We start from the raw sequence: 12,342 nt of genomic DNA, 5'->3' as shown, positions 1-12,342 counted from the left end.
GTGGAGCCAGGGCTGTCGATCATGCCCGCTGAAACGATCCCGCACCCCCGACGTCACGCCCACTCCCCCACCCGGGAACCCGGCCCGCAAGCCGGGCGATGCTGCCGCAAGGCCCCTCCCGGCAGAATCCCCGCCCGGACCAGTCCGGTGATACCGGCCGTTCGGCCGAGAGCGTCCACTGCGGCGTGCGACCTGAGAGCGGCCCTCCAGACGACCTCAGCGTGACGCCCGGGCCCGGGGTCGGATGCTCGAATGGGAGGAGTGGCCGGCCGGTGGCCGCCGTGTTCCCGGAAGGCTCCCCCCATGCTTCGCTCTGCCCGCTCTGCGCGTTCCCTCGGTCTCGGTGCGCTGGCGCTCGCGCTGCTGTGTTCCGGCTGTGGGCAAGCCGCAGCCCACTCCGCCGCACCAGATCCCTTCTCCGTCAAGGCCGTGGCGGGGAAGCTGGAGGCGTTCGAGTCCATCGCACGAGCCCACGGCGACACCCGAGCGAGCGGGACCCCTGGGTACGCGGCGTCGCTCGACTACGTCCGCGGGGAGCTGGAGAAGGCCGGCCTGCATCCACAGGAAGCGACCACCACCACGCCCGAGGGCCGCTTCAAGGGCCGCACCACCACGAGCCTGACCGCCGACATCCCCAGCACCTCCGAGCAGGTGCTGCTGGTCGGAGCCCACCTCGACAGTGTCCAGGCCGGCCCGGGCATCAACGACAACGCGACCGGCGTGACCGCGCTGCTCGCGCTCGCCGCACACGCCCAGGAGCAGCACTGGAAACCGCGCAGCACCGTGCGGCTCGCGTTCTGGGGTGACGAGGAACAGGGCCTGCTGGGCTCCACCGGCTGGCTCGCCGCCCACGGCCGCGAGCACCTGCGCGGCTACGTGAACATCGACATGATCGGCGCCAAGGACGGGACCTTCCGGATCTCCGACAGCGACGGCCACGGCTTCGCCGAACTTCCCGCCGCCCAACGCGACGCCCTGGCCAAGCTGGACGTACCCCGGCCCCCGGCAGGATCCGCCGCGCTCAGCCACGAACTCGAACACGCCCTGGATCGCCGTGCCCTCCCCCGCGAGCCGGACGAGGTCGACTACATGTCCACCGACTCCGCACCGTTCATCGCCACCGGCATCCCCACCGCCGACATCACATCCGTCCACTCCAGCGTCGACGACAAGGGCGTCCTGACCTACGCCCCCTGCTACCACCAGAAATGCGACACCCTCGACAAGGTCGATGTCCCGCGCACCGCGCAGGCCGCACGGTCCCTCTCCGACGCCGTCACCGCACTCGCAGACGAGAACACCTGACCCGGCCGACGAGGACTGCGGCGCAGCCCGTTCCCGGCGCCTCGGGTGAGCGAGACCTGCCTGGTCTCAGTGGATGTGCGCGCCACCAATAGGGCTTCCGGGGGCCGCTTCGTCATCGAGGTCGAGCACCTGGCCGACGGGCTCGTCGCCCTGGCAGACGCCGGGATCGCCGTCACCGGCCTCGGCGACGGCAGGCGCCGCGACCTCCCCGCAGCGCCGCGCCACGGCCCCGCTCCTGTCCGAGGGCCGCTTCTTCTCGCTGCCCCTGCCCCGCTTCCGCCTCATCGCCCTCGTCCCCGGGGGGCCTGCCTTCAGCGGCCGGGTCGGCCGGTGGGGTGGCAGGTGATGTCCTTCTGGGGGAGCCGGCCCGTGGTGAGGTAGGTGTTGACCGCGTCGTCCGCACAAGGGTTGGTGCCGTAGACGCCGTGTCCCAGGCCTCCTTGGACCGTGATCATCCTGGAGCCCTTCATGGCCTTGTGCAGGCCGGTGGCCCCGGGGAGGGGCGTCTGGGTGTCCCACTCGTTGTTCACGACCAGCGCGCCGACCGCGTTGTCCACCACGGTCGTCTGCTCGGTCGCCTTGGGCCAGAACGCGCAGGGGTTGATGTTGGACGCGGAGCCCGCGAGGAGCGGATGGTGCTGCTTGTCCAAGGCGGCGTCGCGACGGTACCGCTCCGGGTTGCGAGGCCAGGAATTGCTGTCGGCGCAGGTCAGGCTCCAGTAGGCGGAGTGGAAGTTGTCGCTCGTGTCCGATGGCGCGGCCGGTCCGGCGCCCATCCCGATGGCCCCGTTGGTGGGGGTGGTGGCCGTGTCACGGAGTCCGGCGATCGTCCGGGCGGCGTCCTCTACGTCGTAGAACACGGTGGGGAAGCCAGAGACGAAGTCGTGGACCTGGTTGGGGGCGGGCCTGTTGAACAGGGCCCAGAACGTCTCCCGGACCTTGTCGGGCGTCTCCCCCAGTCCGTAGGTGGCGTGGCGCTGTGCGGTCCACCGCGTCCACCGGGTGAAGGCCTTCTCCGCGTCCTGCGCTCTGTCCTGGAAGAAGCTCCGCCAGACGCGTCCGGGGTCCACCGCGCTGTCCAGGACGAACCGGTCGGCCCGGCCGGGGAACAGCTGGGTGAATACGGCGCCTAGATAGGTTCCGTAGGAGATGCCGAGGTAGGAGATCTTCTTCTCACCCAGAGCTCCGCGGATGACGTCCATGTCCCGGGCGGTGTTGCGGGTGGTGATGTGCGGGAGGATGTCCCGGTTCTTGCTCTGGCATTTTGCTGCGGTACCCCGTGCCTGAGCGACGTCGTCCGCGAAGGTCTCGGGCCGGTAGGCGGGGCCGCTGAGGGTCTTCTCCTGTTCCGTCAGGCCGCAGTTGACGGGAGCACTCCGGCCGACACCGCGTGGATCGAAACCGATCAGGTCGAAACTGCGCCGCACGGAATCCGGGATGACCTTTTCGTCGAGCATCATCTGCGGCACGGTCAGCCCGTCGCCGCCCGGGCCGCCGGGGTTCACGAGGAGCACGCCATGGCGTTCGGACGGTTCGCTCGCCTTGATACGCGACACCGCGATGCGGATCGTCCTCCCCTCGGGCCGGCTGTAGTCGAGCGGTACTTCAACGGAGGTGCACTGCGCGAGTCCGCCACCGGCACAGGGCCGCCAGTCCAGTCGCCGGCCGGAGAACACCGACGGCGCCGCATCGCCCATCACCGCCGCAGCGGCCGTGCTCTGCGAAGCAGTGAGCGGGAGCGTGGCAGCCGCCACTCCCAACGCCACGACAGACCTGATTCCTCTGCTCCACATGCGGGAGACCCCCTCTTTCCGTCCACGAATGCGCACAACTTCGCAGCGGAATACGGCAGAACCGCATCGGATGGCGCTCAGCACCGCATCAGAACCACGGCGTGACACAGCGCTCCAGGGGCCTGCAGACATCGGCATGACGGAGCTCCCCTGCAGGGGATGGTGGACGCCGACCCCAACACGGCAACCAAGCCTGTCGAAGAACCCGGCCACCGCATCCGCCATGGGCGGCAAGGTCACACAGGACACGTGCTCGGCTCGGGCCTGTGTGACGCCACGAACAGCCGGCGACCTTCAGCCTTGCGGCGGCGATTCCTCCACGCACCGTCTGGGAGTACGCACGATTCGGCCCCGCCACTCCACCACGTAGGGGCGGGGTGTAGCGTAACGAGCGATTGAACGTGTTCAATTAGCTAATGGTTCGGTACTCCCGAAGCGAGCAGGGGGAATGCGCAATGGTGCGGAAGACAAGCTGCAAGCGGACCCTGCGCGTCGCGGTGTACGCGACAACAGTCCAGTACGCAGCCATCGGCGTCGCCTTGATGGTGCTGTCCCTGATCACCGAGGGGGCGCCCCTCAACCACAGCGACTGGCTCTACTCGCTGGTGTGGCTCGCCTTCCTCAGCGCCGCCCTGGGGCTGGCCCAGGCCGTTCTGTTCGCCGCTCCGACGGCCTTGGCCGGCGAAGCACTGGCCCTGCGGCTGCCAGGCGGCCGTGTTCTGTGGCACCTGGCACCCGTGCCCATCCCACCCCTCATCCCGGCCGCCGTCGCCTACTCCTTCGACGGCGCGGCCTGGCAGTGGTGGGCCTACCTGACCCTGCTGGGCTGCGTCCCCGCTCTGGCCGCGGCGCGGGTTCGGGTCCCGGCAGTGGAAGTTCATAGTGAGTCGCATCTGTCGACCGGTGGGTACGGCCGGCCCGCACCCGGGCCGGTTGCGCGAGCAGTTCGCGGGGGTGGTCCGGCGGTTTCGTCCCGTGTCCAATGACGGGAGGCACCTGCCGGATTCGGCCGGTGGAGCACCGGACCCGAGAGCTGCCTCGCCTGCCTCCATCTCCGCGCCGCATGGTCTGGATCGGCGATCCCCTGGGGCAGGCGACCCGAAGGTCGTCAAGCGGATCGCCGACGACGAGGACGAGCTGCTGGCGTTCTTCGACTTTCCGGCCGAGCACTGGATCCATCTGCGCACGACGAACCCGATCGAGTCCACGTTCGCCACGGTCAGGTTACGGACGAAGATCACCATGGGTGCGGGCAGCCGGGCCGCAGCCCTGGGCATGGTGTTCAAGCTCATCGAGTCCGCCCAGACCCGATGGCGCGCGGTCAACGCGCCTCACCTGGTCGCCCTAGTCCGCGCCGGCGCCCGCTTCGAGAAGTGAGTCCTCGGTCGAGCGCGAGGAAGCCTCAGCAGCCTGAGCTACGTCGTGATCAGAGGACTTGACGACGGCACGTTCATGGCCGGCCTCATGCGGATGGTCGACCGCGCCCAAGCAGTCCGCTTACCTCGTCGGCGAGGGCGACCGAGGCATCGATCTCTACTTTGCGGATCGACACGCTCTCCACGAGGAAGCCGAACGGCATGCCGAGCCTGCGGCAGAAGGCGACCAGGTCACGGGCGTTGGCCAAGCAGTGCTCGTACGACTCGGCCAGGGTGTCCTCTGCGTGGAGCAGCGAGTTCTCAATCCAGCGTGGCACGTCGACTCCGAGCCATTTGAGGAATGTCAGCGTCTTCACCGAGCCGCATACCGAGAGCGTGAACAGGACGGGCTTTGGTGCGAGCCCCCGGTCGCGGCAGGCGTAGTAGTAGTCGGAGACCATGCTCTTCACTGCGTCGACGTTGTAGATGACCTGCGAGATAAAGAACGTGCATCCCGCTTCCTGCTTGGCGAGCAGCCGCAGGTGCTCGTCGGGCCGCTCGGTGATGGCGACGCCGCCGAGCAGCAGGTCCGGGCGGACGTCACGGCGCAGGGCCTGCGCCTCGGACAGGCGGGTCCGCACCGTCTTGTCTTTCGAGGCCGCACCGACGAAGACGCTGAGCACGCGGTCCGTGTCGGCCGTCTGCAGCCAAGTCCGCAGTTCCGCCTCGGGGTACTTGCCGACGCACCGGTAGACGACCGCGGGGCGGTTCCACTCGGCGAGGTATTCCGCGTGGTAGGTGGCGGGGTCCATGGTCGGCAGGTACGGAAACGGTCGCTCCGCAGGATTGCGGTCGCTCTCGTCGTCGATGTCGTAGAGCGCCAGACCGTCCAGATCGAGGGAGTCCAACCGTGCCAACGTGGCTGCGGTGATCTCCTGGACCCGTTCGGGAGCGGTGCTCAGACGCGGCGGCGTGATGCCGAACAGCAGGATGCCGCTCTCGGTGTCGGTCACCAGCGTCCGGAGAGCTGTGCTGTCTCTGAGGTCCGTCATGTCGCGGAAGCTACCAGCTCGTTCACCAGTCAGTAGGCGAATGTCACTCTGTGAGACCGGATTCGGCCGCTCTCGCCTGAGGGAACCATCACAAGGCTCCGGTGGAACGACCGCGCTGATCAGATCCACAGAATTTGACAATAACTCACCGAACAGTCAGGCCCTCCCACAAGCCCACACACACGACAGCAAACTTCAGCGAGAAACGACACCGGACTTCAGTAGAAAAGCGACACCCCACAACCCACCCACCAGACAGACCCCTACGGAAAGCCCCGTCGCCGACCACCGCAACTCACACGTCGCGCAACGGTCCCGACTGGTGCCAGGTCCTCGCGTTCCTGGAAGAGCAGACACACCGTCGCCTGCCCAGAGCGATCGAGGTCGTCGTTACCTCGTTCCTCTACGCCCTCCCGTACCAGGGGGAACCCGGGTACGGCATCGAAGGGCACCTCGGCCCCTCCATGAACGAGAGATACCTGCAGCTTCGCCCCTGGTACGGGGCAGAGGGCCCGGACACAACCACGGCCACTGACCCGGGCAAACACACCGATGACACCGAACACACCACACCAAAATGTCACCACCAGAGGCACGCACACCCATGACCAGCATCAGCGACGACCTACAAGCGACGGGCAGCTACCGCGGCGCCCTAGTGACCATCACCCGCGGTATCTCACTCTGGGGGACCAAGGGGGTTGAACGCGCGGGCCGAGATGTCGGGGGCGGATGTGACGTGGCCGGTCAGAAGGGTTCGGCGACGACCCAGTGCTCCACCAGTTGCCCGCCGACGACACGCACCATGTCCATCCCCATCACATCGAACCGCAGGCCCGTCGGGGGACGGCCGAAGAAGTCCCCGGTGTGGGTGCCGGTGATCCGGTAGTGGTTCGCCACCCACTCGCCGTCCTCGACACTGCGCACCGTGGCGACTTCGAAGTCGGGTACGCCCGCAAGGATGCTCTCCCACTTTTCGCGCCACCGTGTGCGGTCGCTCTCGGTTCCCTGGTCGAGGGACAGGGGCGCGATGTACTGCAGGGCGACGTCGAACTCGCCGCGGGCACGCAGGGCGTTGATGGCGTGAACCACCTCGGCCGGGCCAGGAGTTGACATGCGCAGTCCCGCCTTCCGATAAACGGGGAGTGTCCCCGGATTTCTGTCCGTGCCACAATACGAGGACAGTCCCCGGATAAGCAACGGGAGTGACATGACAGGCCGACCCACTCGCCAGGACGCCCAGCGCAACCGTGCGCGGCTGCTCGACGCCGCGTCCCAGGTCTTCCAGGAAGCCGGTGCCGACGCCTCCCTCGACCTGATCGCCGAACGTGCCGGCGTCGCGAACGCGACGTTGTACCGGCACTTTCCGACCCGCCGACTGCTGGTGAGCGCCGTCTATGCCCGAACCATCGACGCGCTCTGCGACGAGGCCCGGACGCGGGCCGAGGAGGGCCGCGTCGATGCCCTGTTCGCCTGGTTCGGCGCCGTCGTGGAACACATGCTGGCCAGCCGGGGCCTGCGTGACACCTTCATCGCCGCCTACGCACTCGCGCCCGGGGAGTCGACCTCGGAGGTGGACGAGTGGCACGAGCGCATCAGTGCGGCCGCCGAGCCGCTCTTCGTCCGCGCGCAGCAGCAGGACCTGGTCGACCCGGCACTGTCCTGGCCCGAGGTCCTCGCCCTCGTGACCGCCGTGGCCGGCGCCGCCGGGGCAGACCGCGGGGCCGCGCAGCGCATGCTCGCGGTCATCACCGCCGGCCTCCGCGCACCGCTGCAACCCGTCCCTGCGGTCGGGCGTTCATGAAGGGGACCTCAGGAAGGCGTCCGGGGTTGTCGGCTTGGGGCGGCCCGGTGGTACCGCCCCCGATCGAAGGCGGAACCGGGCCTCGCCCGCGCACGCCATATGGGCGCCGACTGCCCCGACCGTAGCCGCCCTCAGCAGAGCTGCAGGGCGACTGCCATCTGCCGATTCCGTCCGCGCTCCCCCACCGTCAGATCCCGCCGGATCGCACGATGCAACGTCGGAATCGACGGAGGCGACTCGCCCTCACCCCGGGCCGCACACGCGGTCAATTCACGCTCCCTCACACCACTGTCCCCGAACCGAGAGATCCCACCAGAGCTTGCTGCCAGTTGGTCGTCCGGCGTTTGGTCTGCGGGTCCGACGGAGAACTGCAGTGCGCGCGGGCGGATGCCGGGCCCCGGCAGGACCTGTGAGGAATGGTGTGCTCACGCAGATGTAGCGGGGAGTGCGGCAAGGAATTCTCGTACGTGTCGGAGCCAGGCCGCCCGGTCCGACGGGTTCAGGACATGGGCGGCGCCAGGCAGTTCGACCAATTGGGCGCCTCGGATGCCGGCCGCCAGACGGCGCGAGCTCTCGGGCAGCACGAGTCGGTCGCCGGTCGGCGCCACCACCAGGGTCGGGGCGGACACCTCCGCCAGGTCGGCCCGGACGTCTACGCGGGACACCAGATCGAAGTGGTCCAGCATGCCCGGCGGCATAGCGGTCAGAGTCCGGGCGACTGTTTGGTCGAGGACGGCTGGATCGATGCCCGCCAGGTCCGCCGGAGACATGCAGGACACAAGAGCAAGCCGCGCCAAGTCATCCCACTGGCCGGCAGCGGCCAAAGACTTGATCAGCTGCGCGGCGAGCGCCAGGACGGGGTCGGGGACGGCGAAGCCGGCGGTAAGGACGAGGGCCCGGACACGGTCAGGGTGCCGTGTGGCGATCCGCACCGCCACGGCGCTGCCGAGGGACTCCCCGATCACGGCGAAGGAGTCCTGGCCGGCTGCTACTGCGGCCGCGACCAGGCGGTCGGCGAGATCGTTCAGGGCCAGGGGCTCGAGGGCCACGGCGGAGCCGCCTGCCCCCGGGTAGTGCGGTCCGACGAGGGTGTGGTCCTGGGCAAGATCGTCGAGGACCAGGCCGAAGTTCCCCTCGATACCGCCCCCGGCGCCGTGCGCGAGCAGAAGTGCGGGGCCGCGTCCCCGCACGAGAACGTCGAGGTCAGAGGTGGGAAGCGCGAGATCAGTGGTCATGACGCCTAAGCTAAACTCTGACATCAATGTGAGAGTCAAGGCGCGGAACGGCGTGGCCGGGGAACAGGGTTGAGGCGATCGGCATGCGCATGAAGGAGATGGTGCGGCGTACCGGGATCCATGAACGGCTGCTGCGCTACTACGAACAGCAAGGACTCCTGACGCCCGACAGGCTGCCCAGCGGCTACCGCGTGTACAGCGACTCGGACGTCGAGACGGTGCGCCGCATCCGCTCTCTGCTGGCGGCCGGGCTTCCGACGTCTCTGATCGCCCAGGTCCTGCCATGTATCCGGGCGGACGAGGAGCTTCTCGTGCCGACCTGCCCCGACCTCCTCGCCCGGCTGCGCCGGGAAGGCGAGCGAATGACCCGCGCCATCGAAGATCTACAGGCGTCACGCGCGATCCTCAACACCATCATCACGGCCGCGCCCTCAGATGCCGGAACGCTGAGGCCACCCGGCTGAGCTGCGCATCGGCCGGAGGCTGCCGGCGAGCTGGAGCGCGCCTGAGCACGATTCCCGGCGAGATCCGCACTGACGGCCCGCCCCGTGCGGCGGCCGGGGCCTGTTGTGCGAGCCTTCCTCGCCGAACCGAAGGGCAGTGCGCGGACCGAGAGATGCCGCCGTCCGCCGGCTGCCCGTTTCGGCGGACGGCGGACGGCGGTCAGGGTGGGTCAGCTGCCGGGGACCGTGTCCTTGAAGGTGGTGCCGGCGCTGCGCAGAGCCGCGATGCTGCCGTTGACCTGGGCCGGGGTCAGTACCTGGTCCTTGACGAAGTACACGTAGTCGACCTGCTGGTCGTACGAGCGCGGGGTGCTGCTGGTCTGGCCGTTCAGGTCGATCAGCCAGTGGTTGAAGTCGATGAACTGCCCGGTCTCCGGCAGGTAGGGCTCGCCGTGACTGGCGACCTGCTGGCCGTCGATGTAGTAGGTGACGCTGGTGTTGTCGATGGTGAACACCAGGTCGTGCCAACCGTCGTAGGACTGGCGCTGCTGGCCGTGGGCGTTGACCGCGTTCCACGGGTCGGGGTTGTAGGTCTCCCACGTGGTCTCGTACATGATGTTGCCCTGCTCGCCCCAGCCGCCGTTGGGCAGGTACTCGAAGTCCTGCTCGCTGTAGTCGGGGTCCATCGGGCGGTTGAGCGGGGTGAAGGCGAAGAACGTCTGGTTGACGTGGTCGCCGTCGGGGCCGCCGGTCGGGGTGTCGTCGAACTTGACGCGGGCCGCGTAGGTTCCGTTCTTGAACTTCCTTGCTGTGGTCTGGAGTTCGGTCTCGCGAGTCCCGCTCGCGGTGCCGTCGGTGGTGAGCCCCAGGTTCATGACGGAGTTGCCTCCGGTGACCGGGAAGGTGATGTCGGCCGGAGACCAGGTGGCGCCGGGGACGCCGGGCCCGCCCTGGCCGGACTTGACCGTCCAGCCGTGCTGTTGGATCGCCGGGTCACTGCTCGACGCGTAGCTGAAGTCGTCGAACAGGACCGGAGCGTTCGGGTCGTTCGGTGGGGTCGTGGGCGGCGTGGTCGGAGGGGTCGTGGGCGGGGTGGTCGGCGGGGTCGTGGGGTCGTTGCCGGCCGGGGCCGTGCCCCATATCAGCGCGCCGTTGGCCTCCAGAGTGACCCGGGAGAAGTCGGCGTAGGAGGTCTGGGTGGAGCTGAAGGAGTAGTCGTCGGACTGGGTCAGGGTCTGCCAGTCGGCGCGGTTGAAGCGCAGCTGCATGTCGCCCGTGGACTGGCCCGGGGCGAGCGAACCGGCGCCCGCGGTGAAGGCGATCTCCAGGTAGCGGTCCGCAGTGGCGGTCGGGTTGGCCAGGGTGCCGATGGTTCCCGTGATGTTGCCGCAGCCCTTGACCGCCCAGGAACACGCGAAGCGGTAGGTCACCGAGGGGCCGTCGGACTTGAAGTAGTAGCGCAGCTTCACCTGGCTCAGCGGGACCGTGGTGGTGCCGGTGTTGGTGACCTGGAGCCACGGCTCGGTCTGGTCGGCGGTGGCACCGGTGGCACTGGTGCGGTACTGGACGCTGAGCGCGTCGGCGGCGGCGGAGGCCGGAGCGGCCACCAGGGCGGCCCCTGCCAGGCCGGCCGCCGAGGCGAGGGCGATGGCGGCGAGGAGCCGGGAGTTCGGGCGCGGTCGTGCTGACACGTGAATCCCTTTCAACGAGGTGGCTGCGCGGGCCGGAGCCGACGAGCCGGGGAGCTGTACTGCGGGGGGGATGGTGCGGGGTGGTGCGAGGGGGCCGGCGGATCGGGGCCGCCGGCCCCCGGTCTCAGGGCCGGTCGGCGTGGTGGATGCCGAGGGCGGCCAGCCGCGGGCGGTGCCGGGCGAGCGCGGGCAGGAAGTCGGCGGAGTAGTCGCTGGCCGGGTTCCAGGCGCGGTCGGCGATCGCACACAGCCGCGGGTAGGCCAGGTAGTCGAACTGCTCCTCAGTGGTGACGAACTCGGTCCACAGCTGGGCCTGGGTCCCGAGCACCCGGTCCCGCTCGGCGGCCGCCCACTGCGCGGGGGCGGGCTCGTTGGCGTGCGCGGCGGACAGGTCGACGATCGCTCCTTCCTGCCCGAGCGGCTCGTCAGGACGGTCCGACTGCGGGTAGTCGAGGTATGTCGAGCGGTAGGGGGACATCACGACGTCATGGCCGAGGCGGGTGGCGGCCAGGCCGTGGTCGGCGTCCCGCCACGGCATCACGGTGAAGTCCTCGGGCAGTGAGCCGTCGCCGGACTCGGCCCAGCAGACCGGGCGGCGGCCGTTGGCCAGCAGGTGGGCGCCCATCTGCTGGAGGAACCAGCCGTGCAGCTCCCGCGGTGCAGCCAGACCCAGTTCGGCGGTGCGGGCGAGCGCGCCGGGGCTGGTCTCCCACTCGACGGTGGGGCATTCGTCGCCGCCGAGGTGGATGTAGCGGGAGGGGAAGAGGTCCATGGTCTCGTCGAGCACGGTGCGGCAGAACACCAGCACCTCGTCGTGGACGCCCAGGATGTTCTCGCACACGCCCCATTCGGTCCAGACGTCCAGCCGTCGCTCGGGCCGGTTGCCGAGGTGCGGGTAGGCGGCGAGGGCGGCCCGGACGTGGCCGGGCATCTCGATCTCCGGCATGACCGTGATGCCGCGTTCGGCGGCGTACGCGACGAGGTGGCGCAGCTCGTCCTTGCTGTACGCGCCGCCGTGCGGGCGGTCGTCGTAGCGGTCGGAGCCGGCCCGGCCGAGCATCGTACGGGCACGGACCGAGCCGATCTCGGTGAGCCGGGGGTAGGCGTCGACGGGCATGCGCCAGCCCTGGTCGTCGGTGAGGTGCAGGTGCAGGACGTTGAACTTGTGCAGGGCGAGCCGGTCGACGGTACGCAGGAGCAGTTCGAGGGGCTGGAAGTGCCGGGCGACGTCCACCATGACCCCGCGCCACGCGTGCCGGGGCCGGTCGGTGATGTCCACGCAGGGCACGGTCCAGTCCGCCCCGGGCGCGGGGCGGTCGGTCAGCGCCTGGGCCGGGAGCAGCTGGCGCAGGGTCTGGACGCCGTGGCGCAGCCCGGCCGGGCCGGCGGCGAGCAGCCGCACGCCCTCGGGGGTGACACGGAGGCGGTAGCCCTCCTCGCCGAGCCCGCGTTCGGCGGGGTCGAGGAGCAGCGAGAGTTCTCCGTCGGGGTGCGGTGGCAGCGGCAGGCCGGTGGCGGGGGCGAGCAGGGTGCGCAGCAGGTCGGCCGCGGGCGCGGCGTCGCCGGGGGCGTGAACAGTGGTGCGTTCGGTGAGGGTGAAGTGTCCGGCGGCGGGGACGAGCTCGACGGGGGTCGGCAGGATCACGGATTCTCTCCAGAAGGGG

The 12,342-nt window shown here is 69.4% G+C and carries 11 protein-coding genes and 1 pseudogene; 5 read left to right on the top strand and 7 right to left on the bottom strand.

Translation table 11 applies throughout. From position 1 onward, the window contains the following. Positions 1 to 303: 303 nt before the first annotated feature. The gene (locus ACFYYB_RS32865) at positions 304 to 1,305 is read left to right on the top strand and encodes a M20/M25/M40 family metallo-hydrolase (RefSeq protein ID WP_389440071.1); all 1,002 of its coding nucleotides are present in this window, start codon (positions 304 to 306) and stop codon (positions 1,303 to 1,305) included. 66 nt (positions 1,306 to 1,371) lie between these two features. Here ACFYYB_RS32865 and ACFYYB_RS32860 read toward each other — a convergent pair whose 3' ends face one another. Further along, positions 1,372 to 1,590: a hypothetical protein gene (locus ACFYYB_RS32860; protein ID WP_389440069.1), complete on the bottom strand. Its 219-nt coding sequence runs from the start codon at positions 1,588 to 1,590 to the stop codon at positions 1,372 to 1,374. A gap of 26 nt (positions 1,591 to 1,616) precedes the next feature. Continuing rightward, positions 1,617 to 3,071, bottom strand: a complete 1,455-nt coding sequence (locus ACFYYB_RS32855; RefSeq protein WP_389440067.1) for an alpha/beta hydrolase — start codon at positions 3,069 to 3,071, stop codon at positions 1,617 to 1,619. Positions 3,072 to 3,553: 482 nt separating this feature from the next. On the opposite strand from ACFYYB_RS32855, the gene ACFYYB_RS32850 reads away from it, so the two are divergent. Next, a complete protein-coding gene (locus ACFYYB_RS32850) occupies positions 3,554 to 4,084 on the top strand; it encodes a hypothetical protein (protein ID WP_389440065.1) in 531 nt (176 codons plus the stop codon). 100 nt (positions 4,085 to 4,184) lie between these two features. Next, positions 4,185 to 4,475: pseudogene (locus ACFYYB_RS32845) on the top strand (transposase); the annotation flags it as partial. Positions 4,476 to 4,560: 85 nt separating this feature from the next. On the opposite strand, the gene ACFYYB_RS32840 reads toward ACFYYB_RS32845, so the two are convergent. Together ACFYYB_RS32840 and ACFYYB_RS32835 are read right to left on the bottom strand one after the other, a co-directional pair. After that, positions 4,561 to 5,505: a methylenetetrahydrofolate reductase gene (locus ACFYYB_RS32840; protein ID WP_389440063.1), complete on the bottom strand. Its 945-nt coding sequence runs from the start codon at positions 5,503 to 5,505 to the stop codon at positions 4,561 to 4,563. A gap of 747 nt (positions 5,506 to 6,252) precedes the next feature. Beyond that, the gene (locus ACFYYB_RS32835) at positions 6,253 to 6,621 is read right to left on the bottom strand and encodes an ester cyclase (protein ID WP_389440061.1); all 369 of its coding nucleotides are present in this window, start codon (positions 6,619 to 6,621) and stop codon (positions 6,253 to 6,255) included. 94 nt (positions 6,622 to 6,715) lie between these two features. Here ACFYYB_RS32835 and ACFYYB_RS32830 point away from each other — a divergent pair, with 94 nt between their 5' ends. Then, positions 6,716 to 7,309: a TetR/AcrR family transcriptional regulator gene (locus tag ACFYYB_RS32830; RefSeq protein ID WP_389440058.1), complete on the top strand. Its 594-nt coding sequence runs from the start codon at positions 6,716 to 6,718 to the stop codon at positions 7,307 to 7,309. 425 nt (positions 7,310 to 7,734) lie between these two features. Here ACFYYB_RS32830 and ACFYYB_RS32825 read toward each other — a convergent pair whose 3' ends face one another. Continuing rightward, a complete protein-coding gene (locus ACFYYB_RS32825; RefSeq protein WP_389440056.1) occupies positions 7,735 to 8,544 on the bottom strand; it encodes an alpha/beta fold hydrolase in 810 nt (269 codons plus the stop codon). An 83-nt stretch (positions 8,545 to 8,627) separates the two neighbouring features. Here ACFYYB_RS32825 and ACFYYB_RS32820 point away from each other — a divergent pair, with 83 nt between their 5' ends. After that, entirely contained in the window at positions 8,628 to 9,008 is a 381-nt protein-coding gene (locus ACFYYB_RS32820; RefSeq protein WP_389440054.1) for a MerR family transcriptional regulator, read from the top strand. Positions 9,009 to 9,217: 209 nt separating this feature from the next. Here the strand turns inward: ACFYYB_RS32820 and ACFYYB_RS32815 are convergent, their stop codons facing one another. After that, on the bottom strand, positions 9,218 to 10,678 hold the full coding sequence (locus ACFYYB_RS32815) for a cellulose binding domain-containing protein (RefSeq protein ID WP_389440052.1): 1,461 nt from the start codon (positions 10,676 to 10,678) through the stop codon (positions 9,218 to 9,220). Positions 10,679 to 10,802: 124 nt separating this feature from the next. Beyond that, positions 10,803 to 12,323: a beta-N-acetylhexosaminidase gene (locus ACFYYB_RS32810; RefSeq protein WP_389440050.1), complete on the bottom strand. Its 1,521-nt coding sequence runs from the start codon at positions 12,321 to 12,323 to the stop codon at positions 10,803 to 10,805. Between the last annotated feature and the right edge of the window lie 19 nt (positions 12,324 to 12,342).

This window comes from Streptomyces sp. NPDC002886, from assembly GCF_042888445.1.
In the GTDB taxonomy this organism is placed as follows: Bacteria; Actinomycetota; Actinomycetes; order Streptomycetales; family Streptomycetaceae; genus Streptomyces.
This window is presented reverse-complemented; position numbering and strand designations above follow the sequence as displayed.